The following is a 25,619-nucleotide window of genomic DNA, read 5'->3' as shown; positions in this document are numbered from 1 at the left end:
GGCCCCCACACCCATTCGTCCCGGTGAGGAACACGCATGCGCACCGCCCTGCTCCAGAGCTCCGGTCGGCCCGGCTCCACCGTCGAGAACCTGAAGGTCCTCGACGAGGCCGCGGGCCGTGCCGCCGCCTCCGGTGCGGGTCTGCTGGTCGCGCCGGAGATGTTCCTGACCGGCTACGCGATCGGTGACGACGTCGCCCGTCTCGCCGAGCCCGCCGACGGCGACGCCACCGACATCGTCGCCGAGATCGCCTCGCGGCACGGCCTGGCCATCGCGTACGGCTACCCGGAGCGCGCCGGGGACGCGGTCTTCAACTCGGCCCAGCTGATCTCCGCCGACGGCACACGGCTCGCCAACTACCGCAAGACCCACCTCTTCGGCTGCTTCGAGCGGGACCACTTCACGCCGGGCGAGCAGCCGGTCGTCCAGGCCGAGCTGGACGGGCTGCGGGTGGGGCTCATGATCTGCTACGACGTGGAGTTCCCGGAGAACGTCCGCGCCCACGCCCTCGCCGGCACCGACCTGCTGCTGGTCCCGACCGCGCAGATGCACCCCTTCCAGTTCGTCGCCGAGTCGCTGGTGCCGGTGCGGGCCTTCGAGAACCAGATGTACGTGGCGTACGTCAACCGGGTCGGCCAGGAGGGTGAGTTCGAGTTCGTGGGGCTGTCCACCCTCGCCGGGCCGGACGGGTTCGCCCGCACCCGCGCCGGACGCGGTGAGGAACTCGTCCTCGCCGAGGTGGACCCCGCCTTCCTCGCCGCCTCCCGTGAGGCCAACCCGTATCTGAAGGACCGCCGCCCCGGTCTCTACGGGTCCCTGGTCTGACGCCCCCCACCCCCCTGATCTTCCGTTTCGCGCAAGGAGTCCGTACCCCATGACGTCCACGGTGCCCAACGCCGTCGAGCACGCCGACGAGCAGCAGCCGCCGATCACCATGTTCGGCCCGGACTTCCCCTACGCGTACGACGACTTCCTCGCGCACCCGGCGGGCCTCGGCCAGGTCCCGGCGACCGAGCACGGCGTCGAGGTCGCGGTCATCGGCGGTGGCCTGTCCGGCATCGTGGCCGCGTACGAGCTGATGAAGATGGGCCTCAAGCCCGTCGTCTACGAAGCCGACCAGATCGGCGGCCGGCTGCGCACGGTCGGCTTCGACGGCTGCGAACCCTCGCTGACCGCCGAGATGGGCGCGATGCGCTTCCCGCCGTCCTCCACCGCCCTCCAGCACTACATCGACCTCGTCGGCCTTCGGACACGCCCCTTCCCCAACCCCCTGGCCGAGGGAACCCCGTCGACCGTCGTCGACCTCAAGGGCGAGTCGCACTACGCCGAGACCGTCGACGACCTGCCGCAGGTCTACCGCGACGTGGCCGAGGCGTGGAACCGGTGCCTCGAAGAGGGCGCCGACTTCTCCGACATGAACCGCGCGATGCGTGAACGCGACGTCCCGCGCATCCGCGAGATCTGGGCCCAGCTCGTCGAGAAGCTCGACAACCAGACCTTCTACGGCTTCCTGTGCGACTCCGACGCCTTCAAGTCCTTCCGGCACCGGGAGATCTTCGGCCAGGTCGGCTTCGGCACCGGCGGCTGGGACACCGACTTCCCCAACTCCATCCTGGAGATCCTGCGGGTCGTCTACACCGAGGCCGACGACCACCACCGCGGGATCGTCGGCGGCTCGCAGCAGCTACCGCTGCGGCTGTGGGAGCGCGAGCCGGAGAAGATCGTGCACTGGCCGTACGGCACGTCGCTGGCCTCGCTGCACGAGGGCGGCGAGCCTCGCCCGGCCGTGACCCGGCTGCACCGCACCGCCGGCAACCACATCACGGTGACCGACGCGAACGGCGACATCCGCACCTTCCGGGCGGCGATCTTCACCGCCCAGTCCTGGATGCTGCTCTCCAAGATCCAGTGCGACGACTCGCTCTTCCCGATCGACCACTGGACCGCCATCGAGCGCACCCACTACATGGAGTCGTCCAAGCTGTTCGTCCCCGTGGACCGGCCGTTCTGGCTGGACAAGGCCGTCGACGACAAGGGCAATCCGACCGGACGCGACGTCATGTCGATGACGCTCACCGACCGCATGACGCGGGGGACCTACCTGCTGGACGACGGCCCCGACAAGCCGGCCGTGATCTGCCTGTCGTACACCTGGTGCGACGACAGCCTGAAGTGGCTGCCGCTGTCCGCGAACGAGCGGATGGAGGTGATGCTGAAGTCGCTCGGCGAGATCTACCCGAAGGTCGACATCCGCAAGCACATCATCGGCAACCCGGTGACCGTCTCCTGGGAGAACGAGCCCTACTTCATGGGCGCGTTCAAGGCCAACCTGCCGGGCCACTACCGCTACCAGCGGCGTCTGTTCACGCACTTCATGCAGGACCGGCTGCCCGAGGACAAGCGGGGCGTCTTCCTCGCCGGTGACGACATCTCCTGGACGGCCGGCTGGGCCGAGGGCGCCGTCCAGACCGCGCTGAACGCGGTCTGGGGCGTCATGCACCACTTCGGCGGGGAGACCGACGCGGCCAACCCCGGCCCCGGCGACGTCTACGACGAGATCGCGCCGGTGGAGCTCCCGGACGACTGAGGTCAGACCCCGGCCGCGCGGGCCTGCTCGTAGACCTGCGCGGCCACGTCCTTGAGCTCCTCGCCGTCCCTCGGGGTGCCCTGGAGGTCCACCAGGATCTCCTCCACGCCGATCCCGGCGTACGGCACCAGGTCCTCGACGATCTGCTCGACGCTGCCCTGGAAGGGCTGCCGGTCCGATCCCTCGTAGGCCTTGGGCGAGTACATGGCGTTCACGCGCACCACCGTCCGGATCGGCTCCGTGCGGCCGCGCTCCTCCGCCAGCTCCCGCAGCCGGCCCCACTGCGCGGCCAGGGCGTCGGACGACATGCCCACCGGCACCCAGCCGTCGGCGTGGTCGACGAGCCGGCGCAGCGCCTTGGGGCTGCTCGCGGCCAGCAGGACGGGGATCGGCCGGGCGGGCTTCGGGCCGACGAGGGCCGGCGCGATCTTCGTGAGCCGCCCGTCGTACTCGACCGGGTCCGGGCCCCAGACCGCCCGGCACACGGCGATCAGCTCGTCCAGGACCTTGCCGCGCTCCTCGAACGGCCGGACCGACGCCGCCGCGTACTCGTCGAGGGACCAGCCGGTGCCGAACCCGGCGACCACCCGGCCGCCGGTCGCCGCGTCCAGGGTCGCCAGGGCCTTGGCCAGCTGGAACGGCACATGCAGCGGCGCCACCAGCACGCTCGTGCCCACCTCGGCCCGCTCGGTGGCCGCCGCGGCCAGCGTGAGCGTCACGAGGGGGTCGGCGACGTGCCGGTAGAAGTCGGGCCAGGGGAGGCCCTCGATGCCGTAAAGACCCTGGGTGGCGGGCTCGGGGAACAGAGCGCGCTCGAAGACCCACAGGCTCTCGTAGCCGATGCGCTCGGCCTCGCGTGCCACTTCGGGCACGTCCTTGCCGAGGTCGTACTGCCGCATCTGGGGGAGGCCGAGGCCGAGCCGGATCGCCATACCTTGTGCTCCTTCGCAGTAGGAAGTACCCGACAGTCAACGTACGGCGGGCGAACGGGAGTTCCACGTGTGCGGGCCGGGGACGTCGAGGACTGCCGGGTCGTCAGTCGGGAAGCGGGGTGAGCAGCATGCGGCCCGCGAAGCCCACCGCCGCGTCCAGGCGGTCGGTGAACTCGGTGGCGAGGTCGGGAAGCCGGCGCAGCGCCCACAGGGCCCGCGCGGCCGACCAGGTGGCGTCCCGGGCGCGCTCCAGGCTCCACGCGCCGAGCAGATGGGTGAGCGGGTCGGCGATCTGGAGCAGGTCGGGACCCGGCATCAGATCCTCGCGGATGCGCTCCTCCAGCGTCACGAGGAGGTCGCCCACGCGGTCGAACTCGTCCTCCAGCTCGGCCGGGTCGCAGTCGAGCGTACGGCAGGCGTCCACGACGGCGAGCGCCAGATCGTGCCCGATGTGCGCGTTGATGCCCGCGAGCGCGAACTGCAGCGGCCGTACGCCGGGATGGCGGCGGAACTGGAACAGGGGCCGCCAGCAGGCGGGTGGGCGCCCGTCCGCCGTGGCCGCGTCGACGGCCGCGAGATAGCGCTCCGCGAACCGTACGTCCAGCGTGGTCGCGGCCCGGGCGTCGGTGAAGGCCCCGGTCTCGATGCCGTGGCCGACGGACTCGGTTACGGCGAGGTAGACACGGTTGAAGACCGCGACCCCATCCCGCGCGGGCAGGGTCGCGGCCAGCGCGCGCATCCGGGAGACGACCGCGTCCACGGGAGTGGTGAACTCTTCCAACTGCGTCATGGGGGCAGGGTCCCAGCCCTAGGCTGGCCGGCGTGGCGGCGAGCCCGGCGGTTCCCCGGAACGGGCGAACGCGGCGGCCACGCCCGGGGGAGTGCGGGGGAGAGCACGAGGGGGGAAGCGGCACCGTGTCCGGCTCACGTGTCCGGCGTCTGGCCGCCCGGCGGTCCGCGCGCAGGCAGTCCGCGCGGCGCAACGCCATGGTGGCGGCGGCCTCCGTCGTGGTCGCCCTCGGCGCCCTCACCGGGGTGCCGACCGCACGGGACCCGGCGGGCGACCGGGGTGAGGGCTCCGACCGGGCCGGACCGGCGCGGCCGTCCGCGTCGCCCCGCCCGGAGAGGCTGCCCGTGGCGCCTTCGGTCTCGGCGGCCCCGTCGGCGGACAGGCTCTCGCCCTTGCCCTCGCCGGCCGCTTCGACGCCCCGTGCCGCCGCACCGACGAAGGAGTCCGCCGTGCCCTCGCCCGGCCCCACCGCCCCGGACCGGCGGACCGGCGCCGCACGTCCCCGTCTCTACCGCCACCCCGACTCGCAGGTCCTGGACTGGGTCCGCGCCAACCCGGGCGATCCCCGGCGATCGGTCATCGCCCTGATCGCCGACCAGCCCGCCTCCGTGTGGTTCGCCGACTTCACGCCCGGCACCATCACCTCCCGGGTCGCGGCCGTCACCTCCGGGGCCGCCGAGGAGGGCCGGGTGCCGGTCGTGGTGCCGTACGCGGTCCCCGACCGGGACTGCGGCGGCCACTCCCAGGGCGGCGCGCCGGACCTGGCCGCCTACGACGACTGGATCGACCGGTTCGCGGCGGGGCTGGGCACCGGCGAGGTCGTGGTGATCCTGGAGCCCGACTCCGTGGCCCAGGCCGGTTGCCTCTCCGCCGCCGACCGTGCCGCCCGCTTCGCCTCTCTGGCCCGCGCGGGCCGCGTCCTCAAGGCCGCCGACCCCGAGGCGCGCGTGTACTACGACGCCGGCCACTCCGGCTGGAACCCCGCCGGCAGGCAGGCGGAGCTGCTGAAGCAGGCGGGCGCGGCCTCGCCCGGCTCCTCCGACGGCATCTTCAGCAACGTCTCAAACTTCCACCGCACCGCCGACGAGATCGCCTACGACCGGCGGGTGCTGGACGCCCTCGGCGGACCGGAGGGCCTCGGCGCCGTCATCGACACCAGCCGCAACGGCAACGGGGCACCGGCGGACGGCGCCTGGTGCGACCCGGAGGGGCGGAGGATCGGCCGGGCGCCCACCCTGCACACCGGCGAGGAGCGCATCGACGCCTACCTGTGGTCAAGCTGCCGGGGGAGTCGGACGGGTGCAAGGGGACGCCGGGCACCTTCTCGCCGTCGTACGCCTTCGATCTGGCGTCCTCGTAGCTACGCCTGCGCCTATGACGTGGCGTCGTCGTAGCTCGACGTGCCCTCGTCCAGGAGCGGCCCCTGCTTCTTGAGGTGGGCCGGGGCGAACGCGCGCAGCGCGTGGTAGCCGACGATGACGACGAGCGTGCCGAGGGCGATGCCGCTCAGCGAGAACGTGTCGGTGAACTCCATCGAGACGTTGCCGACGCCGATGATGATGCCCGCCGCGGCCGGTACGAGGTTGAGCGGGTTGCGCAGGTCCACCTTGGCGCTGAGCCAGATCTGGGCGCCGAGCAGGCCGATCATGCCGTACAGGATGACGGTGATGCCGCCGAGGACACCGCCCGGGATCGCGGCCACCACCGCGCCGAACTTCGGGCAGAGACCGAACAGCAGGGCGAAACCGGCGGCCGCCCAGTAGGCGGCCGTCGAGTAGACGCGGGTCGCGGCCATCACGCCGATGTTCTCGGAGTACGTCGTGTTGGGCGGGCCGCCGACCGCGGTGGACAGCATCGAGCCGACGCCGTCGGCGGCGATCGCCGTGCCGAGCTTGTCGTCGAGCGGGTCGCCGGTCATCTCGCCGACCGCCTTGACGTGCCCGGCGTTCTCCGCGACCAGCGCGATCACGACGGGCAGCGCGACGAGGATCGCCGACCACTCGAACGACGGCCCGTGGAAGGCGGGCAGGCCGATCCAGTCGGCGTCGGCGACGCCCGAGAGGTCCAGGCGCCAGTGGTCGGTGAGCTTGCCGCTCGCGTCGACCGAGTGGATGCGGCCGAAGATCCGGTCGAAGGCCCAGGAGATGGCATAGCCGAACAGCAGCCCGAGGAAGATCGCGATCCGGGACCAGAAACCCCGCAGACAGACGACGGCCAGACCGGTGCAGGCCATCACCAGCAGTGCCGTCCACTGGTCCTGCGGCCAGTACGTGGTCGCCGTGACGGGGGCGAGGTTGAAGCCGATCAGCATCACCACCGCGCCGGTCACGATCGGCGGCATCGTCGCGTGGATGATCCGGGCGCCGAAGCGCTGCACGGCCAGTCCCACGAGGAAGAGCGCGGCGCCGACCACCAGGACCGCGCCGGTCACGGTGGCGCTCGTGCCGCCCTGGGCCCGGATCACCGCCGCGACGCCGACGAACGACAGGGAGCAGCCGAGGTAGCTGGGCACCCGGCCACGGGTGGCGAGCAGGAAGATGACGGTCGCGACGCCGGACATCATGATCGCGAGGTTGGGGTCCAGGCCCATCAGGACCGGTGCCACGAAGGATGCCCCGAACATCGCCACCACGTGCTGGGCGCCGAGCCCGACGGTGCGCGGCCAGGACAGCCGCTCGTCGGGCCGGACCACCGCTCCGGGTGCCGGGGTGCGTCCGTCGCCGTGCAGTTTCCAGCGGACGCCGAGATCCATGTGAGGTGTCGCTTTCGTCGTACGTGCAGTGCCGGACCATTGTCAGGGCTGGTCGCGGGTGCTCCGTACACGTGGGCCGCCGGTCACGACCTTCGGGCGGTCCCGGTCGCCGGAGCGCAGCACGCCGGCGAACACGGCGAGCCCGCCCGACAGGAGAGTCACCAGCGTGAACGACACCACCAGGCTCGTCGCCTGCGCGAGCGTGCCGATCGCGCTCGGGGCCACCAGGCCGGAGGTGTACGTGATGGTGGCCACGCCCGCGATGGCCAGGCTCGGGTTCGGGCCGCTGCGGCCCGCCGCCGCGAAGCACAGCGGGACGACCACCGCGATGCCCAGACCCATGAGCGCGAAGCCGGACATGGCCATCGCCGGGTGGTCGGCGAGGACGATCAGCAGACCGCCCACGAAGGCGAGGACACCACCGACACGGACCGTGCGGACGGACCCGTAGCGGTCCACCACCTTGTCACCCGCGAGCCGGGCGATCGCCATGGTGAGCGTGAAGCCGGTCGTCGAGGCCGCCGCGAGACCGGCCGAGGTGCCGAGCTCGTCCTTCAGATAGACCGCCGACCAGTCCAGGCTCGCGCCTTCCGCGAACACCGCGCAGAAGCCGACCGCGCCGATCAGCAGCGCCGACCTCGGCGGCAGTGCGAAGCGCGGCGGGGGCTCCTCGTCCTCGGCGGGCTGGAGGTCCAGCACCCAGGTGCAGGCGATCAGGCCGAGCAGGGTGAGACAGGCGGCCGCCAGCGCGTGGTGCAGTCGGGCGTCGGTGCCCAGGTGCGCGGCGAGCGTGCCGCCGGCCGAGCCGATCAGGGCGCCCGCGCTCCACATGCCGTGCAGGCCGGACATGATGGAGCGGCCCAGGCGGTTCTCGATCTCCACGCCGAGCGCGTTCATCGCGACGTCCGCCATGCCGGCCGTGGCGCCGAAGGTGAACAGGGCAAGGCACAGCGCGAGGAGATTGGGCGCCAGGGACGGCAGGAGCAGTGACAGCGTCCACAGGGCGAGCAGTCCGCGCAGGGCGGTACGGGCGCCGAAGCGGTGGCTGATCCGGCCCGCGAGCGGCATCGCCACGGACGCGCCGAGGGCGGGGAAGGCGAGCGCGAGGCCGAGTTGGCCGGGGCCCACCGAGGCGTGGTCCTGGATCCAGGGGACCCGGGTGGCGAACGAGCCGGTGACCGCGCCGTGCACGGCGAACACGGCCGCCACGGCGTACCGGGCGCGTATCACCTCTCGGTGCTGGTAGACCACGTCCTTCATGTTCCCGCCCCTTGTCGTGTCCTGGCGCCGATCGCGTCCGGCGGTAAATTATCAGGGACCCTGCCTGATAGATAGAGGGCGAGGCAGGGCGACAGGCCCATCTGGAAGGATCCCGGCATGCCCGCATCCCCGAGCACCGCCCGAGCCATCAACGACCGGCTCGCCCTGCGGCTGTTGCAGCAGGAGGGGCCGTTGACGGCCGGGCAGCTGAAGCAGTTGACCGGACTGTCCCGGCCGACCGTCGCCGACCTGGTCGAACGCCTCACCGCCGCCGGCCTGATCGAGATGGTCGGCGAGGCCGGCGAGCTGCGGCGCGGTCCCAACGCCAAGCTCTACGGCATCGTTGCCGACCGCGCCTACCTGGCCGCCCTCGACGTCCGCACCGAGGGCGTCTCCGTGACGGTCTCCGACCTGCTCGGCCGGGTGCTCGCCGAGGCGTCCGTGCCGATCGGCGACGACACGGGCACCGGGCCCGCGGTGGAGCAGGCGGTCGCCCTGGTGGAGCGGGCGGCTAAGGAGGCGGGGGCGGTGGGGGCGCCCCCCCGCGAGGGCGTTCGAGCGTGGGGGCGGCTGCACACCGTCGGCATCGGCGCGCCGGGCCTGATCGACCCGGCCACCGGCGAACTCCGCGACTCCTCCGGCCTGCCCGCATGGCACCGGCGCCTCGTCGAGGCCCTTCAGGAACGCCTTCCCGGCGCCCGGGTCATCGTCGAGAACGAGACCAACCTCGCGGCGCTGGCGGAGCAGCGGGAGGGCGCCGCCCGGGACCGGGACACCTTCGTGCTGCTGTGGCTGGGGCAGGGCACGGGGGCGGCGGTGGTGCTGGACGGATCGCTGCGGCGCGGTGCGTCCGGAGGCACCGGCGAGATCGGGTTCCTGCCGGTGCCGGGGACGGGCGGGGTGCCGACGGCGACGGACTGCGCGGGCGGCTTCCACTCGCTGGCGTCGGCCGGGGCGATCGTGGCCCTGGCGCAGGAGTGCGGGGTGCGGGTGACCGCGGACGGCCGGGGACTCGGGGCGGCGGAGGTGGTGCGGAGGGCCGTGTGGGTGGCCGACGGTGCCGCTGCTGCGCGTGCGGCAGGTGCGGCTGGTGCGGCTGGTGCGGTGGATGCGGGGGCTGCGGCGGGTCACGGTGACGCGGGCGCGGCGTTCGACGTGTCCGGGACCCGCGTCGAGGTGTCCGGGGTCCGCGTCGAGGTGTCCGCGACCCCCGCCGAGGCGTATGGGCCCCCCGCCGGTGTGTCCGCGGCCTCAGCCGAGGCGTACGGGACTCGTGCCGACCTGTCCGGGGCCCGCCCTGAAGGGTCCGGGGCCGGCGGGCCCCCCGCCGGCGTGTCCGCGGCCCCCGCCGACGCATCCGTCGACGCCGCCGCCCGTTTCCTCGATGTGCTCGCCGAACGGCTCGCTCTCGGGGCGGCCTCCGTCGCCGCCGTGCTGGATCCCGGGTGCGTGGTGCTCGGTGGGGAGGTCGGGCAGGCCGGTGGTGAGGTGCTCGCCGGGCTTGTCGGGGAGCGGGTGCGGCGGATGTCGCCGCTGGTCACCGAGGTGCGGGCCAGTGTCCTTGGCGGCGGTGCCGTACTGCGCGGCGCACTGCTGACGGCGCGCGACCGGGCCCAGGACGAGCTGTTCGCACCCCCGGGGCGGTAGGCGTCACGCCCTCCGGCCGCCCTCGATGCGCACCGCGACGTACTCCTCGAACGTGCGCTTCCCCACGGCCTGCTCCGGCGCCAGATGCCCACCGCCGCGGAAGGCGCCGTACGTCCGGCCCCACAGCGGCACGTTCACGATCCGGCGCCGGCGGCCCGTGGCCCTGAGGTACGTACGGGCCAGCGACTCGAACGTGCGCACCTCCGGGCCGCCCATGTCCGGGACCCGCCGCGCCGGCCCGCCCGCCGCCAGCTCCGCGAGCCGCTCCGCGACCTCTTCCACCTCGATCGGCTGGTCCTTCAGCCCGGCCGGCAGCATCAGCACCGGCGGTCTGGCCAGGGTGTCGAACACCCGGACGAGCAGATCGTGGAACTGCGTGGTGCGCAGCAGGGTCCAGCCCAGACCCGACTCCTCGATCAGCCGCTCCACTGCGAGCTTCGTCCGGTAGTAGCCGAGCGGCACCCGGTCGACCCCGACGATCGAGATGTAGACCAGATGGCCCACCCCGGCCCGCCGTGCCGCCGCGACCAGATGCGCGGTCGCCTCCTCGTCACCGCCGCCCGGAGTGCTCGCGCAGTGCACGACCGTTTCCACGCCCGCGACGGCCTTGTCCAGCACGGTGCCGCCCTGGCGCAGGTCCACGGCGTACGGCTGGGCGTGCCGGCTGAGTACCCGCACCTCGTGCCCGTCCGCGCGCAGCCGCTCGGTGACGACTCGGCCGAGGGTTCCGGTACCGCCGGTCACCAGGATCGTGGTCATGGCTCAGTCCCTTCGGACGCCTCGCGCCCCGGGTGGAGCGCCCTTCGCCGGCTGGGACCGAGTAGCCCTCCTGAAATGTGACAACCGCGACAGACCGCATTCCACGGGCGCGCGATCCCTGTCAGGCGTCCCTGGGAGACCTCGTGCGTCCTTGGGAGACCCGGCGGCGGGCAAGGGCCGTCGTCACCGCCGCCGGGCCCGTTCCGAGCGGGGTCAGCAGGCGCCGAGGTCCTGCCAGACCCCCCACTCACCGGTGGTGCCGGGCTCCTCGCCCTTCGTCCACCACTTGGCCTTCCACGAGTGCCCACGATGGGCCACCGTGCCACCTCCGCCGTACTCGGTCACCGCGTTCCAGGCCGGAGCCGTGCACTGCCCGGTGCCGCCCGTCGGGCTCGCCGTGGGTGTCGGCGTCGGCGTGGGTGCCCCCGTCCCCGGTTCCACCACCGTCGTCCCGCGCGCCAGGTCCGCCGCCAGGGCGTACGTCTTCCCGCCGAACGCCACCGTCCAGTTCGACGGCGTCGACACCGGCAGGTGGTACACGAGGTCCAGTTCCACCGAGGCGCCCGGCGCCAGCGTCTGCCAGCCCGGAAGCGTCAGCGAGGCCCGGTGGTGGTCGCCCTTCAGGCCGCCGACGTTCGGCCCGGTGTGATCGCTGCGGATCACCGAAGTACCCCACCCCGACTGGTCCTTGGCGTTGCCGGGCGCCGAAGTGCCGTAGTCGAAGCGGAACTCCGTACCGCCGGGCAGCGTCGTGTTCGTCCGGTTCGTGATCTTGAGCTTCGGGCTGATCGGGTAGTTGGAGTCGCCGAGCGGGAACTGCCCGAACTCGACGTCGATGTTCAGCGCCTCGGCCGGCAGATCGATCGTCGACCGCTTCGCGCCGTACGGGGAGGCCGACTTGAACTTCTCGTACATCGCGGTCGTCAGCGTCGTCCCCGACTCGTACTGTCCCTTGGCCGCGTTCCACCCGTAGTCGCCGGCCAGCTCCCAGATCATCGTGCCGCCGATGCCCCGGTCGACCACGTAGTCCGCCTTGGCGCGCACGGACTGCTCGTCCTCCGTGGACAGGAAGACCTTCTTCTCGGCGTTCCACAGCCAGGGCGCTACCAGCGTGGCGTCGTACTTCCGGGCGTAGGTCCCGGTCAGCGTCGTCCCGGCCGGGAGGCCGTACCGCGTCACGTAGTCGCCGACGACCCCCTTCTCCAGGTTCTTGGCGTGCCACATCGGGTTGGAACCGGCGGGCGACTCCCTGCCGTTGTCGTCCTTGTCGTGCCACAGGTTGTCGATGCCGACCGCGCCGTCACCGCACTTGGTGAGACCGGAACCGGCGGCGCAGTTCGTGGCGGGGGCCCTGCCCCAGAGACCGTCGGTGCCGCCGGTGACGTTCCTGAATCCCCGGGTGTAGTAGGGCAGGCCGATGTTGATGCGCCCGGCCGGCATCGAGCCGCGGAAGTAGTGGTACGCCCAGTCGGTGTTCAGATATCCGATGCCGCCGTACTGGGACGTGGAGTAGACGCCCGCCGCCGCGAGTTCCGCGTCCTTTCCGTCGTCGAAGAGCGAGGCGTTCGGGCCCACGTACTCGTTCCAGGCGCCGTGCAGGTCGTACGACATGATGTTGACGTAGTCCAGGTACTTCTGGACCTGGAAGGTCTCCATGCCGCGCAGCAGGTATCCGGACGACGGCGCCGCCACCGTCAGCAGATAGTGCCGGCCGTCCGCCGCGCCCGCGCGGTCGAGTCTCTCGCGCAGGGTCTTCATCAGGGCGGCGTAGCCCTTGACCAGACCGGCCCGGCGGGCGTTGGCGATCGGCCAGTCGAGCGGGTGGCCCGCGTCCTTCATGGTCGTCGGGTACTCGTAGTCGATGTCGACGCCGTTGAAGCCGTACTTCCTGAGGAAGTCGACCGCCGAATCGGCGAAGGTGTCGATGCCGGCCTGGTTGACCGAGCCGTCGGCGTTCGTGGCCATCGAGTAGAAGCCGCCGGAGTTCACCCGCGTGCCGTTGTCGGCGAAATAGCCGCCGGTCTCGGCCCAGCCGCCGACCGAGATCAGCGTCTTGACGTCCGGGTGCTGTTTCTTGAACTTGCTCAGCAGGTTGAAGTGGCCCTTGTAGGGGAGCGCCGGGTCCATATCGGCGCCGGTGACGCCCGGCCAGGTCATTCCGGTCGCCGGGTTCGTGGCGCCGTCCGTCCCGACGGAGATCTTGTTGCCGCCGTCGACGTGCGCGAAGGCGTAGTTGATGTGGGTGATCTTGTCCCACGGGATGTCCGAGGCCAGATAGGCGGGTGTGCCGTCCACGCCGGTGCGCCAGCCCGTGAAGTAGCCGATCACCCGGCGCTGGTGGTCGGCGCCCATCCTCTCCCGGCCGGCCGAGTCGTAGACCGAGCAGTAGGGGACGTCCACGCCGGCGGTCCGGTACAGGCCGTCGGGGCGGCAGGACTCCTGGTCGGCGGCGTGCGAGACGGTGGCGGGGAGGCTCGCGAGGACCAGGCCGGCGACCGCCCCGGCGGCGGCGAGGAGGGCAGGTCTGGATCTGTGACGTGAGGGGGACAGCACGATCGGTTCCTCTCCACGGAGTTGCGCAGACCCTAGAGAGGACTAGACCAGTGCGTCAATAGGTCTGTACCAATCTCAAGCGAGCGACGGCTTATAGGAGTTGGAGCACGTTGCGGCCCGTCGGAGAAGTCCAGCGACACGGCCTGTGAGGCACCCCACATCGCGCGCCTGTATGGACCTCGATCGGTCGTGGCACACTGGCCCTGTACCAGTAGCAGCGCACTCCGGGGTCGGTGAAAATCCGAACCGGCGGTTACAGTCCGCGACCCGGTCGCCTCCAGCGACCGGTTGACCAGGTGAAATTCCTGGACCGACGGTTAAAGTCCGGATGGGAGGCAGTGCGCGGCGAGCGGGCATTCGTGCGCGCCGCCGACTGTGATCGTCCCGTTGTGGGACGAGTCCGTCCGGCGTCGCCCCGGTGTCCTCGCTCGTGATTCTGTCGTCTCGACAGCCCCGGAGTCCGTGCCCGAAATGGCAGGAGGACCCGGGAAGTGTTCACCGGAATCGTCGAAGAGCTGGGCGAGATCACCGCCGTCGAGAACCTCGGCGACGCCTCCCGCTTCCGGCTCCGTGGCCCCGTCGTCACCGAAGGGGCACAGCACGGCGACTCCATCGCCGTCAACGGCGTGTGTCTCACGGTCGTCGAACACGAGGGCGACGAGTTCACCGCCGACGTCATGGCCGAGACCCTCAAGCGTTCCAGCCTGGGCGTCCTCACCGTGGGCTCCCGCGTCAACCTCGAACGGCCCACCGCCGTGGGCGCCCGTCTGGGCGGCCACATCGTGCAGGGCCACGTCGACGGCACCGGCACCGTGCTGGAGCGCATCCCCTCCGAACACTGGGAGATCGTCAAGATCTCGCTCCCGGCGGACCTCGCGCGCTATGTCGTGGAGAAGGGCTCCATCACCGTCGACGGCATCAGCCTGACCGTCGTCGAGGCCGGCCCGGACTTCTTCACCGTCAGCCTGATCCCCACCACCCTCGCCCTGACCACCCTGGGACTCAAGCAGCCCGGCGACCCGGTCAACCTCGAGGTCGACGTCATCGCCAAGTACGTGGAGCGGCTGATGGCCGGTCAGGGGGCCGCCCGGTGAACTGGCTCAACTCCGAGGCGTTCACGCTCTTCGGACAGCACATCAAGTGGTCGGACATGATCGGCAACGTGATCGGTCTGATCGCCCTGGCGCTCGGCTGGCGCCGCTCGATCTGGACCTGGCCCGCCCAGTTCGTCTCCGGCCTGATCCTCTTCGCGGCCTTCGCCACCGCCCACCTCTCGGGCAGCGCCGGCAAGCAGATCGTCGTCATGCTCGTCGCCGGCTTCGGCTTCTGGCAGTGGAACCGCGGCCGGCAGCAGGCGCAGGACGGCTCCGTCGCCGTCCGGTTCGCCACCTGGCGCGAGCGTGGTGTGCTGCTCGGCGCGGCGGCGCTCGGCACCCTCGCGGTCGGCGGCCTGTTCACCGCCTACCCGTCCCTGTCCTGGGACCCCTGGCCGGACGCCTACATCTTCGTCGGCACCGTCGTCGCCATGTACGCCCAGGCGCGCGGCATGGTCGAGTTCTGGTTCGCCTGGCTGCTCGTCGACCTGGTCGGCGTGCCGCTGAACTTCGCCAACGGCTTCGCCTTCTCCGGCTTCGTCTACGTCATCTACGGCGCACTCGTCCTGTGGGGCATGCGCGACTGGTGGCTGCGCTCCCGCAGGGACACGCGGCCCGTCCTGGAAGGAGCACCGGCATGACCGCGGCCCCCGTCCTGTACAGCACCGAATACACCGAAGACTTCGCCGACCTCACCCTCGATCCCGTGGAGCAGGCCGTCGCCGACATCGCGGCCGGCCGCCCGGTCGTGGTCGTCGACGACGAGGACCGCGAGAACGAGGGCGACCTCGTCATCGCCGCCGAGAAGGCGACCCCCGAGATCATCGCCTTCATGATGAGCGAGTGCCGCGGGCTGATCTGCGCCCCCATGGAGGCCGAGGAGCTGGACCGGCTGCGGCTCCCGCAGATGGTCGAGGACAACACGGAGTCGATGAAGACCGCCTTCACCGTCTCCGTGGACGCCTCCGCCGTGCACGGTGTGACCACCGGCATCTCCGCCTCCGACCGGGCTGCCACGCTGCGCCTGCTCGCGAGCGGCACCGCCGAGCCCACCGACCTCGTCCGGCCCGGCCACATCTTCCCGCTGCGCGCCAGGTCCGGCGGCGTCCTCACGCGCAACGGCCACACCGAGGCCGCGGTCGATCTCGCCCGCCTCGCGGGCCTGCGTCCGGCCGGCGCGATCGTCGAGATCGCCGGCGAGGACGGCCAGATGCTGCGCCTGCCCGAGCTGGTCCCGTTCGCCCGCAAGCACGGCCTGACGATCATCTCCATCGAGGACCTGATCGCCTACCGCCGTAGCTCCGAGCCCACCGTCCGCCGCGAGGCCGAGACCCGGCTCCCCACCGTCCACGGCACCTTCACGGCGTACGGCTACCGCTCCATCGTCGACGGTGTCGAGCACGTCGCCCTCGTGCACGGCGACCTCGGCGACGGCGCGGACGTCCTGGTCCGCCTCCACTCCGAATGCCTCACCGGCGACGTCTTCCACTCCTTGCGCTGCGACTGCGGCCCCCAGCTGGAGGGCTCCTTGGAGCGCATCCAGGCCGAGGGCCGCGGTGTGGTGGTCTATCTGCGCGGACACGAGGGCCGCGGCATCGGCCTGCTGTCCAAGCTCCGGGCGTACGAGCTCCAGGAGCGCGGCCGGGACACCCTCGACGCCAATCTGGAGCTGGGCCTGCCCGCCGACGCCCGCGACTACGCGGCCGGGGCGCAGATCCTGGCGGACCTCGGCGTGCGCAGCGTCCGCCTGTTGACCAACAACCCCGAGAAGACGGACGCGCTCGTCCGGCACGGCATCGACGTCACAGAGCGCGAGCCGATGCCCGTACAGGCGGGCGAGCACAACCTCCGGTACCTGCGCACCAAGCGGGACCGGATGGGCCACGACCTGCCCTGGCTGGACACGCCCGCCGTGACCACCTGCGGCAACCAGTAAGAGAACAACCGAGGAGAATCGTGAGCGGCAAGGGTGCACCGGAACTGTCCGTACGCAATGTGGGTGACCTTCGGGTCGCCGTCGTCGCGGCGCAGTGGCACGAGAAGGTGATGGACGGTCTGGTGGACGGGGCGCTGCGTGCCCTGCACGATCTGGGCATCGACGAACCGACCCTGTTGCGGGTCCCCGGCAGCTGGGAACTCCCGGTCGTCGCCAAGGTCCTCGCGGGCCGCGGCTACGACGCGATCGTCGCCCTCGGAGTCGTCATCCGCGGCGGCACCCCCCACTTCGAGTACGTGTGTCAGGGCGTCACCCAGGGCCTGACCCAGGTGTCCGTCGACACCGGCGTCCCCGTCGGCTTCGGCCTCCTCACCTGCGACACCGAGGAGCAGGCCCTGGACCGGGCCGGTCTGGAGGGCTCCCACGAGGACAAGGGGCACGAGGCGGTGACGGCGGCGGTGGCGACCGCGGCTACGCTCCGTTCAGTATCTGAACCCTGGCGTTAGGTCGCGCGGCACAACCCGTAGAGTGGGCGTCACCATGTCCAAGAAGACGTTCGAGGAGCTCTTCACCGAGCTCCAGCACAAGGCCGCCCACGGCGATCCCGCCACCTCCCGCACCGCGGAGCTGGTCGAGAAGGGCGTTCATGCCATCGGCAAGAAGGTCGTCGAAGAGGCCGCCGAGGTCTGGATGGCCGCCGAGTACGAGGGCAAGGAGGCGGCCGCCGAGGAGATCTCGCAGCTGCTGTACCACGTCCAGGTGATGATGGTCGCGCGCGGGATCTCCCTCGACGACGTCTACGCCCATCTCTGAGCCCCGCTCCCCAGCACACAGCGAAACACCCCGAACGAAGGAAGCCGACCTCATGCTGCGCATCGCCGTCCCCAACAAGGGTTCCCTCTCCGGCCCTGCGGCGGACATGCTGCATGAGGCCGGCTACCAGCAGCGCCGCGAGTCCAAGGAGCTGCGGATCGTCGACCCGGTGAACGACGTGGAGTTCTTCTACCTCCGCCCCCGGGACATCGCGATCTACGTCGCCTCCGGGAAGCTCGACATCGGAGTCACCGGCCGCGACCTGCTGATCGACTCCGCCGCCGACGCCGAGGAGATCCTGCCGCTCGGCTTCGCCCGCTCCACCTTCCACTACGCCTCCAAGCCCGGCACCCTCGGCGGCTTGGCTGACCTCAAGGGCATGACGGTCGCCACCTCCTACGAGGGCATCGTCGCCCGGCACCTCGCCGACAACGGCATCGACGCCTCCGTGGTCCACCTCGACGGCGCCGTCGAGACGGCCATCCAGCTCGGCGTGGCCCAGGTCATCGCGGACGTCGTCGAGACCGGCACCAGCCTGCGCAACGCGGGCCTGGAGGTCGTGGGCGAGCCGATCATGAAGTCCGAGGCCGTGGTCATCCGCCGTACCGGCGCGGACGGCGAGGAGCCCAAGGTGCAGCAGTTCCTGCGCCGGCTCCAGGGCGTCCTGGTGGCACGGACGTACGTGATGATGGACTACGACTGCCGCGTGGAGCAGCTGGAGAAGGCCGTCGCGCTCACACCCGGCCTGGAGTCGCCGACCATCTCGCCGCTGCACAACGAGGGCTGGGTCGCCGTCCGGGCCATGGTCCCCGCCAAGGACGCCCAGCGGATCATGGACGACCTCTACGAGATCGGCGCCCGGGCCATCCTGACCACCGCCATCCACGCCTGCCGCCTCTGAGGGACACCGCACCCCATGTCGGATCTGCCCACGCTGCCCGTCACCTTCCGGCCGGGCCGCACCCGCGCCGTGCTGCTCACCGCAGCCGTCGTGACCTTCGTCGTCGTGTCGACGATCGCCCTGCTGCTGGACCGGCTCGGCCCCGGTGAGCGGCTCAGCTTCATCTTCACGGCCGCCATGCTGGCGGGCGTGGCCCTGATGCTCGCCCGCCCGAAGGTCGTCGCGGACGAGACCGGCGTCACCGTCGTGAACTTCGCCAGCACGCGCCGCCTGGAGTGGGCCGAGATCGTGCAGGTGCATCTGCGGGTCGGCGACCCGTGGGTGTTCCTGGACCTCAGCGACGGCACCAGCCTGGCCGCGATCGGCATCCAGCCCGGCATCGCCAAGGCGCAGGCCATCGCCGACGCGCGGGCGCTGCGGACGCTGGTCGAGGCCCGTTCCGGGGAACATCGGGCCTGACTCGGAGCACTTCACCCTGCCGAACCGGTCGGTGTCTTGATTAATCTGTTGGCGGAGGCGTTTTCCGTGACGCCTCCGCCCCTGTTGTGCCGGCCCGGTGCACAGGGGTTCCTGCGACCCGAGGAGTGACCCTCTCCGGCGATGGACGGATCGTCCTGTAGTACCTGCGCCGCCCCCTGCCGACATAGCGCGGAGGCGGCGGCATCATGACCCTCCCCTTGCTGCTTCTGGCAGCCGCTTTCCTGCTCATCCTGGCCAACGGCTTCTTCGTCGCGGCCGAGTTCGGCCTCGTGACGGTCGATCGCCCGGACGCCGAGAAGGCCGCAGCCGAGGGCGACCGGCGGGCCCACCGGGTCGTCGAGTCGCTGAAGGAGCTGTCGTTCCAGCTCTCCGGCACGCAGCTCGGCATCACCATCACCTCCCTGGTCGTCGGCATGCTCGCCGAACCCGCCCTCGCCGCGCTGCTGGACGGCCCCCTGACGGCCGTCGGCATCCCGGAGGGCGCGGTGTCCGGAGTGGCTGTGGCCATCGGCATGCTGCTGGCCTCGGCCGTGCAGATGGTGGTCGGTGAGCTCGTCCCCAAGAACTGGGCGGTGTCCCGCCCCATGCAGGTCGCGCGCTTCGTCGCCGGCCCGCAGCATCTGTTCGCACGCGCGTTCAGGCCGGTGATCGCCGCTCTGAACTCCGTCGCCAACCGACTCGTCCGCGCCCTCGGTGTCGAGCCCACCGAGGAGCTGGCCTCCGCCCGCACCCCGGGGGAGCTCGTCTCCCTGGCCCGGCACTCCGCGCGCGCCGGCGCCCTGGAGCAGGACACCGCGGACCTCTTCGTGCGCACGCTGTCGCTCGGCGAGCTGACCGCGCAGCACGTGATGACCCCGCGCGTGAAGGTGAGCGCCCTGCAGTCCTCGGCGACCGCCGCGGACGTGGTCAACCTCACCCGGGCCACCGGGCTGTCCCGCTTCCCGGTCTACCGGGACCGGATCGACGAGGTCGTCGGCATGGTCCACCTGAAGGACGCGCTCGCCGTCTCCGCACCGGAGCGGCTGCGCACCCCCGTCGGCCGGATCGCCAAGTCGCCGCTGCTGGTCCCCGAGACGCTGCCGGTGCAGCCGCTGCTCGCCCGGTTGCGCCGCGAGCAGCCCATCGCGGTCGTCGTCGACGAGTACGGCGGCACGGCCGGTGTCGTCACGCTGGAGGACATCGTCGAGGAGCTCGTCGGCGAGGTCCGGGACGAGCACGACGGGCACGACCTGCCCGAACTGGCCGCCGCCCCGCCGGAGGACGGCCGCCCGGCCTGGGACGCCGACGGCAGCTGCCGGGTCGACGCCCTGCGGCGCATCGGCCTCGACGTGCCCGAGGGGCCCTACGAGACGGTCGCCGGCCTGGTCGCCGACCTGCTCGGCCGGATCCCGGCGGTCGGCGACCGCGCCGAACTGCCCGGCTGGCGGCTGTCCGTGCGCCAGATCGGGCACTACCGCGCCGAGCGGGTACGCATCGTGCGCACCGCCCCGGTGAGGGAGGCCGTGCGATGAGCGTGCTCCAGTTGCTGTTCGCGGCACTGCTCGTGCTCGCCAACGGCTTCTTCGTCGGCGCCGAGTTCGCGCTGGTCTCGGTCCGCCGCAGCCAGATCGAACCGCTGGGCACGACCCGGGCCCGCCAGGTGCTGTACGGCCTGGAACGGCTGCCGCAGATGATGGCCGCCGCCCAGTTCGGCATCACCATCTGTTCGCTGACCCTGGGCGCGGTCGCCGAGCCGACGGTGGCGCGTCTGCTGGAACCGGTCTTCGGCTGGGTCCACATGCCGCACGCGGTGATCCATCCGCTCGGGTACGTCATCGCCCTCGCCACTGTCGTCTTCTTCCACCTCGTGATCGGCGAGATGCTGCCGAAGAACCTGGCGATGGCGGCGCCGGAGAGGGCGGCGCTGTGGCTGAGCCCCGGCCTGGTCGCCTTCGCCCGCGTCTGCCGGCCGATCACGGTGGCCCTCGGCGCCTGCGCCCAGGGCGTGCTGCGGCTCTTCCGGGTCGAGCCCAAGGACGAGGTCGAGGCGGTGTTCACCAGCGAGCAGCTCAACCGGCTCGTGGAGGACGCCGGTCAGGCCGGCCTGCTCGACCCCGAGGAGGCCGAACGTCTGGAGGACGCGCTGGAACTGGGCTCGCGCCCGGTCACCGACGTGCTCCTGCGGCGCGAGTCGCTGGTCACGGTCAGCCCTGCGGTGACGCCCGGCCGGATCATCGAGCTGACAGCCCGCACCGGGTACTCCCGCTTCCCGGTGGCCGCCGGGAACGGGGCCTTCATGGGGTACCTGCATGTGAAGGACGTCCTCGACCTGGAGGAGTCGGAGCGGGCCGTTCCGCAGCATCTGTGGCGGCCCATGACGACGCTCCGGTCCGAGCTGCCCCTGGACGACGCGCTCACCGTCATGCGCCGGGCCGCCACCCATCTGGCGCAGGTGGCGGACGGTTCCGGGCGGGTGCTGGGGCTGGTCGCCCTGGAGGACGTGCTGGAGCTGCTGGTCGGGGAGGTGACGGATCCGGCGCACCGGGAGCTGCCGCCCGCGCCCGTGATGTCCGAGCCCCGTTCCGGCGAGGAGGTACTGGCCGGCTGAGCCGCCGGCCGGCACGCGTCGAGGCCGTGGGATCCGTCACATGGGTGACGGGTCCTGCGGCCCCCGGCCGGACAGCACCTCTCCGTACGCCTGCATCAGATCCGGCAGCCGCAGCGTCGCCAGGTCCTCGCGCGACAGCACCCCCGGACAGGTGGACAACCGCAGGTCCCGGTAAGCGCAGCTCTTCTCGTACAGGGTGCGCAGGAACCGCCCGTTGCCCAGCTCGTCGATCCACCCCTGGTCGACCACATGCCCCGCGATCGACCGCAGCTCGTCCAGCGACTCCTCGTCCCACGCGTCCCCGTTCTCCGCGGCCAGCACCTCGCCGATCGCGGTGAGTTCGAGGGGTCGGTACGAGGGGAAGTCCACGCGGGTCGTGAAGCGGGAGGACAGTCCGGGGTTCGCGGCGAGGAGGCGGTCCATGCCCTCCGGGTAGCCGGCCAGGATCACCACCAGGTGGTCCCGGTTGTCCTCGGCCCGCTTCAGCAGCACCTGGAGCGCCTCGTCGCCGTAGGCGTCGCCCTTGCCGTAGCCCGAGTTGGACAGCGAGTACGCCTCGTCGACGAAGAGCACGCCGCCGAGCGCCGAGTCGATCAGCTCGTTGGCCTTCACCGCGGTCTGCCCGAGATACTCGCCCACCAGGTCCGCCCGCTGCGCCTCCACGAGGTGGTCGCCGCCGAGCAGCCCGAGGGCGTAGAAGACCCGGCCCAGGATGCGGGCGACCGTGGTCTTGCCGGTGCCGGAGGGGCCGGAGAAGACGAAGTGTCGCTTGGGCGGCTGCACCGGCAGACCCTGACCGGCCCGCAGCCGGGCCATGTTCAACTGTGCGGACAACGCCTTGACCTGGCGTTTCACCGGCTCCAGGCCCACCATGCGCTCCAGCTCGGCGAGCGCCTGCTCCAGTAACCCGGGGTCGGTGGGACCGGCGGGCAGCGGCTGGGAGGACAGCACGGTCCTCTCCCGCACCGCCGGATCGGGGACCGGCGGCGGGGGACCGGTGGGCGGCCCGGCGTCGGGGAGTCTCAGGTCCCGGCCTTCGGTGCCGAACAGCGGATCGAGCATGTCGGGACCGTCGACCACGTCCCCGGCACCGGTGAGCGTGATCGAGACGAAGTCGGCGGAGTCGTCGTATCCGTCGCCCTCGGCGATCGCCGCGAGCCGGGCGGAGGTGTCCATGAAGGCCGGGTCGACGCGGTGCACCGCCCGGTACAGGGGGAGAGCGGCGGCGGAGCGGCCGGTGCCCTCGTGGGCGCGGGCGAGCCAGTAGCGCAGTTCCTTGCGCTGCGGCTGTTCACTGCGGCAGCGCATCAGGGCCGCCGACAGCAGCGGCTCGGCCTGCCCGTACATCTCCAGGCGGACCCGGGCCATACCGCCGAAGAGGCCGGCCTCGATACCGAGCAGCGGATCGTCGAGCAGCGGGTCGGTGTGCCGTACCAACTGCTCCCAGTCCTTGACCAGATAGGCACGGCAGGCGTGCAGGAAACGCACCTGGGGGTCGGTGTCTATGGGCGGCAGGCCCGCGAGGGCGCGGTCCAGCTCGGGGACGTGGCGGCCGTCAAGCCAGTGCGAGGCGTGCGCGAGCAGCAGGTCGCGCGGGCTCTCCAGCACGGGTTGTACCCACCAGCCCAGCCAGTACCAGGAGTTGAGCGTGCGCCGGTGCCGGGTGCGCTGTTCGCCGAAGCGGTCGCGGTGCCGGAACATGCTCAGCAGCGCGGTCGTCGTGTCCACCCGCAGCGCGTGTAACCCGAGCCAGCCGTCGGCCATGGCGGGGTCCAGCCGCACCGCGGCCCGGAACTCCTCCTCCGCCTGCGGATACGCGCCCATGGTGTACGCGTCCACACCGCGCAGCCAGGCCAGGTCGGCCGGGGCCTCGAGGCCCTGCGTGCCGAAGTCCATCCCGTCCCCCCACAAACCGTGCCCCCGCTGGTTCGCCGCCGGGCCGTCGCCCGCCGGCCGACTCATGTCGAACCGCTGTGCTGCGGACCGGAGTTGCAACGGTGCGCGGAGCAGCATCCACAGGTCGCACCGAGGGCATCGTACCGTCGGGTCGGTGCCCGCCGTAGGGTGCGGCAAGGGGGCGTTCGGCGAGGTGGGAGCAGATGGGGCGCGGTCGCGTCGTGACCGAGGGTGAGCGGATCGTGCCGCGGAGCGCCTGCCGGAAGTGAATGAGGGCAGAACGAAGCCCCCGATCACGGGGGAACAACCGGGGGCTTCGCGTCTGCCGGCGACCACCTTTGGCCGCACATTGAGAACGTAAGACCTGTACGGCCCCCCGGTCAAGCCGAGTTGAGGCAGTCGGCCAAGTTCGGCCGCAAGGGTCTTCACGGGTTCAGCACATTGCGGACGGCCCGTCACCGTGCGTCACATTCTGGTCCGGACCAGGTGATCACCCAGGCCCTGGCAGCACCTCATACCCCGTGGGCAACGAGCGCACCAGCAAGTCGGCGAAGGGGCGGGAAGGGTCCTCGTCGAAATGCCGCCGTTCCGCTGTGACCCACCCGTCCCAGAACTCCCGCTGTTCCTCCCCGTCCCGCAACTGTCCTCGCGCCCAGGCGTCCTCGTGCGGAAACTCCAGCCACAGCAGGTGCGCCAGACACGGACGCAGGGCGCGCCGGCCGGCGCCGACGCCGTCGAGGAGAACCACCGGCGCGGGCGGCAGCGGACGGGGCGGCCCGAACCGGCGGGCTCTCCAGTCATAGGGGGTGTAGTGCGCGGTCTCGCCCCGCCCGAAGGGCTCGATCACCTGGTCGACCAGACGCTCGGTCCAGGCGAACAGCTCGTCGTGGCTGGCGATGTCGTCGAGGTGCAGCACGGGCGCGCCGCCCAGCGCGTCCGCCAACTGCCCGGCGAACGTGGTCTTTCCGGAGCCCGCGTGCCCGTCGACGCCGATCAGGCGGACGGGCCCGCAGGACGGGGGGAGCTCGCTCAGCAGGCGGGCGACTGCGGGCAGCGCGGTGGCCGGGTCAATGCGGTACGAGTGCGACACGTCCCCATCATCTCCCAGCTCCTGCCAGTGGTACCGACCAATATTGCCGGGCGTGGCATGCCTCGAAGTGCTGGCAGTGGCGGCTTCCTGCGGCCATAGTTGGCGCACGCATCCGTGCACTGGACCTGCCCCGACTCGGACCCTGGGAGTCATCCGCCCATGAGCAGAGCCGAAGAGCCCTCCCGCAGAGCCCTCCTGGCCGCAGCGGTCGCCGCCGCCGTCGCGGGCAGCGCGGGCCCGGCGGTGGCCACCCCGTCCGCCGATGCCGACGACCCGGTGACGGCCGGCCTCACGAAGGTGCCGGCCCGCCCGGTCGACAACCGCTTCTGGACGACGTACGCCGACTGGCGCGCCGGATCCACCCAGGGCACCCGTGCCGTCGACGGCACCCGCCCCGGGGTGGTGATCGCCTCGCGGGCCGGCACCACCAGCTACCCCGATCCGCACACCGGCACGACCTCCACCTGGGAGTACGCGACCTGGACCGGCCCGGTCCACCGGCTCGCCGTCCCCGCCACGGAGGTGATCGCCTCCTGGAACGCGCACACCCCGGCCGGTACCTGGATCCAGGTCGACCTGCGCGGTACCTACTCCGACGGCACGGACACGCCCTGGTACGTCATGGGGCGCTGGGCGGCCGGTGACGAGGACATCAGGCGCACTTCGGTGGACGACCAGACCGACGGCAAAAGCACCATCTGGACGGACACCTTCTCCGTCGACGACCCGGCGTCGGGTCTGCGCCTGACCTCGTACCGGCTGCGTCTGACGCTCTATCGCAAGCCCGGCACCACGCTCACGCCGACGGTCTGGCGGGTCGGCGCGATGGGCTCCGACATCCCGGACCGATTCACGGTCCCGGCCTCCAAGCCGCGCCTGGCCAAGGAACTGGCTGTGCCGAGGTACTCACAGGAGATTCACAAGGGGCAGTACCCGGAGTACGACAACGGCGGCGAGGCCTGGTGCAGCCCCACCTCCTCGCAGATGATCGTCGAGTACTGGGGCGGTCGGCTCAGCAAGGAGCAGCTGTCCTGGGTCGATCCGGACTTCGCCGACCCGCAGGTCTGCCACGCGGCCCGGTACACCTACGACTACCAGTACGCGGGCTGCGGCAACTGGCCGTTCAACGCCGCCTACGCCTCGACCTTCCCGGGTCTGCAGGGCGTGGTCACCCGGCTCGGCTCGCTCACCGACCTGGAGGCGCTGATCGCGGCCGGAATCCCGGCCATAACGTCCCAGTCGTTCCTGGAGAAGGAGCTGACCGGCGCGGGCTACGGCACCTCCGGTCATCTGATGACCGTGATCGGCTTCACGGCCGACGGCGACGTGATCGCGAACGACCCGGCGTCGCCGAGCAACCAGGCGGTGCGTCGGATCTACGACCGGCGCGAGTGGGAGAACATCTGGCTCCGCACCAAGCGCTACAACGCCTCCGGCAACGTCGTCTCCGGCACGGGCGGCGTCTGCTACCTGTACTTCCCGGCCCGTCCGACCGCCCGCCAGCGGCTGGCACTCGCGGCGGTGGGGGTGCGCTGACACCCG

21 protein-coding genes, 1 pseudogene and 1 riboswitch are annotated in these 25,619 nt (G+C 71.6%); of the genes and pseudogenes, 14 read left to right on the top strand and 8 right to left on the bottom strand.

The window, feature by feature from the left end:
* Positions 1-36: 36 nt before the first annotated feature.
* A complete protein-coding gene (locus tag ACFV6X_RS21770; protein ID WP_385385846.1) occupies positions 37-825 on the top strand; it encodes a carbon-nitrogen hydrolase family protein in 789 nt (262 codons plus the stop codon).
* Between the two features lie 49 nt (positions 826-874).
* Positions 875-2,587, top strand: coding sequence for a flavin monoamine oxidase family protein (locus tag ACFV6X_RS21765; RefSeq protein ID WP_385385844.1), 1,713 nt, complete (start codon positions 875-877; stop codon positions 2,585-2,587).
* 2 nt (positions 2,588-2,589) lie between these two features.
* Here the strand turns inward: ACFV6X_RS21765 and ACFV6X_RS21760 are convergent, their stop codons facing one another.
* Positions 2,590-3,519: an LLM class F420-dependent oxidoreductase gene (locus ACFV6X_RS21760; RefSeq protein ID WP_385385842.1), complete on the bottom strand. Its 930-nt coding sequence runs from the start codon at positions 3,517-3,519 to the stop codon at positions 2,590-2,592.
* Positions 3,520-3,622: 103 nt separating this feature from the next.
* On the bottom strand, positions 3,623-4,309 hold the full coding sequence (locus tag ACFV6X_RS21755; protein ID WP_385385840.1) for a DUF5995 family protein: 687 nt from the start codon (positions 4,307-4,309) through the stop codon (positions 3,623-3,625).
* Positions 4,310-4,506: 197 nt separating this feature from the next.
* Here ACFV6X_RS21755 and ACFV6X_RS21750 point away from each other — a divergent pair.
* A pseudogene (locus ACFV6X_RS21750) lies at positions 4,507-5,669 on the top strand (glycoside hydrolase family 6 protein).
* 12 nt (positions 5,670-5,681) lie between these two features.
* Here ACFV6X_RS21750 and ACFV6X_RS21745 read toward each other — a convergent pair.
* Positions 5,682-7,061, bottom strand: a complete 1,380-nt coding sequence (locus ACFV6X_RS21745) for a uracil-xanthine permease family protein (protein ID WP_385385838.1) — start codon at positions 7,059-7,061, stop codon at positions 5,682-5,684.
* A gap of 42 nt (positions 7,062-7,103) precedes the next feature.
* Positions 7,104-8,321: an MFS transporter gene (locus tag ACFV6X_RS21740; protein ID WP_385385836.1), complete on the bottom strand. Its 1,218-nt coding sequence runs from the start codon at positions 8,319-8,321 to the stop codon at positions 7,104-7,106.
* 117 nt (positions 8,322-8,438) lie between these two features.
* Between ACFV6X_RS21740 and ACFV6X_RS21735 the strand changes: the two genes are divergently transcribed.
* Complete coding sequence (locus ACFV6X_RS21735; protein ID WP_385385834.1) at positions 8,439-9,968, top strand: ROK family transcriptional regulator; 1,530 nt, start codon at positions 8,439-8,441, stop codon at positions 9,966-9,968.
* A 3-nt stretch (positions 9,969-9,971) separates the two neighbouring features.
* Here ACFV6X_RS21735 and ACFV6X_RS21730 read toward each other — a convergent pair whose 3' ends face one another.
* Together ACFV6X_RS21730 and ACFV6X_RS21725 are read right to left on the bottom strand one after the other, a co-directional pair.
* A complete protein-coding gene (locus ACFV6X_RS21730) occupies positions 9,972-10,727 on the bottom strand; it encodes an SDR family oxidoreductase (RefSeq protein ID WP_385385832.1) in 756 nt (251 codons plus the stop codon).
* Positions 10,728-10,940: 213 nt separating this feature from the next.
* Positions 10,941-13,280 carry a chitinase C-terminal domain-containing protein gene (locus ACFV6X_RS21725; protein WP_385385830.1) on the bottom strand — a complete coding sequence of 780 codons (2,340 nt, stop codon included), beginning with the start codon at positions 13,278-13,280 and terminating at the stop codon, positions 10,941-10,943.
* 215 nt (positions 13,281-13,495) lie between these two features.
* Positions 13,496-13,626: riboswitch (FMN riboswitch) on the top strand.
* A gap of 145 nt (positions 13,627-13,771) precedes the next feature.
* Here ACFV6X_RS21725 and ACFV6X_RS21720 point away from each other — a divergent pair.
* The 9 genes from ACFV6X_RS21720 (at position 13,772) to ACFV6X_RS21680 (ending at position 21,091) form a co-directional block, all read left to right on the top strand.
* Complete coding sequence (locus ACFV6X_RS21720; protein WP_385385828.1) at positions 13,772-14,374, top strand: riboflavin synthase; 603 nt, start codon at positions 13,772-13,774, stop codon at positions 14,372-14,374.
* Positions 14,371-15,015: a nicotinamide riboside transporter PnuC gene (locus tag ACFV6X_RS21715; RefSeq protein ID WP_385385826.1), complete on the top strand. Its 645-nt coding sequence runs from the start codon at positions 14,371-14,373 to the stop codon at positions 15,013-15,015. The genes ACFV6X_RS21720 and ACFV6X_RS21715 overlap by 4 nt, the downstream gene beginning before the upstream one ends.
* Positions 15,012-16,310 (top strand): bifunctional 3,4-dihydroxy-2-butanone-4-phosphate synthase/GTP cyclohydrolase II, encoded by a 1,299-nt coding sequence (locus ACFV6X_RS21710; RefSeq protein ID WP_385385824.1) that lies wholly within the window; start codon positions 15,012-15,014, stop codon positions 16,308-16,310. Before ACFV6X_RS21715 ends, ACFV6X_RS21710 begins: the two co-directional genes overlap by 4 nt.
* A 20-nt stretch (positions 16,311-16,330) precedes the next feature.
* Positions 16,331-16,816 (top strand): 6,7-dimethyl-8-ribityllumazine synthase, encoded by a 486-nt coding sequence (gene ribH / locus ACFV6X_RS21705; protein WP_385385822.1) that lies wholly within the window; start codon positions 16,331-16,333, stop codon positions 16,814-16,816.
* 34 nt (positions 16,817-16,850) lie between these two features.
* Positions 16,851-17,123, top strand: a complete 273-nt coding sequence (locus ACFV6X_RS21700) for a phosphoribosyl-ATP diphosphatase (RefSeq protein ID WP_048458133.1) — start codon at positions 16,851-16,853, stop codon at positions 17,121-17,123.
* A 52-nt stretch (positions 17,124-17,175) separates the two neighbouring features.
* Complete coding sequence (gene hisG / locus ACFV6X_RS21695; RefSeq protein WP_385385820.1) at positions 17,176-18,024, top strand: ATP phosphoribosyltransferase; 849 nt, start codon at positions 17,176-17,178, stop codon at positions 18,022-18,024.
* Between the two features lie 15 nt (positions 18,025-18,039).
* Entirely contained in the window at positions 18,040-18,483 is a 444-nt protein-coding gene (locus ACFV6X_RS21690; RefSeq protein WP_365449161.1) for a PH domain-containing protein, read from the top strand.
* Positions 18,484-18,689: 206 nt separating this feature from the next.
* Complete coding sequence (locus ACFV6X_RS21685) at positions 18,690-20,015, top strand: hemolysin family protein (protein ID WP_385385818.1); 1,326 nt, start codon at positions 18,690-18,692, stop codon at positions 20,013-20,015.
* Entirely contained in the window at positions 20,012-21,091 is a 1,080-nt protein-coding gene (locus ACFV6X_RS21680; RefSeq protein WP_385385816.1) for a hemolysin family protein, read from the top strand. The genes ACFV6X_RS21685 and ACFV6X_RS21680 overlap by 4 nt, the downstream gene beginning before the upstream one ends.
* Before the next feature lie 36 nt (positions 21,092-21,127).
* Here the strand turns inward: ACFV6X_RS21680 and ACFV6X_RS21675 are convergent, their stop codons facing one another.
* Both ACFV6X_RS21675 and ACFV6X_RS21670 read right to left on the bottom strand, forming a co-directional pair.
* Positions 21,128-22,987, bottom strand: a complete 1,860-nt coding sequence (locus ACFV6X_RS21675; RefSeq protein ID WP_385385814.1) for an AAA family ATPase — start codon at positions 22,985-22,987, stop codon at positions 21,128-21,130.
* Positions 22,988-23,477: 490 nt separating this feature from the next.
* Positions 23,478-24,077 (bottom strand): uridine kinase, encoded by a 600-nt coding sequence (locus ACFV6X_RS21670; RefSeq protein ID WP_385385812.1) that lies wholly within the window; start codon positions 24,075-24,077, stop codon positions 23,478-23,480.
* A gap of 159 nt (positions 24,078-24,236) precedes the next feature.
* Between ACFV6X_RS21670 and ACFV6X_RS21665 the strand changes: the two genes are divergently transcribed.
* On the top strand, positions 24,237-25,613 hold the full coding sequence (locus tag ACFV6X_RS21665) for a peptidase C39 family protein (RefSeq protein ID WP_385385811.1): 1,377 nt from the start codon (positions 24,237-24,239) through the stop codon (positions 25,611-25,613).
* Positions 25,614-25,619: the final 6 nt, after the last annotated feature.

The sequence above is a fragment of the Streptomyces sp. NPDC059861 genome (genome assembly GCF_042731435.1).
In the GTDB taxonomy this organism is placed as follows: Bacteria; Actinomycetota; Actinomycetes; order Streptomycetales; family Streptomycetaceae; genus Streptomyces.
The sequence above is the reverse complement of the archived record's forward strand: the minus strand, read 5'-3'. Positions and strand labels throughout refer to the sequence as shown.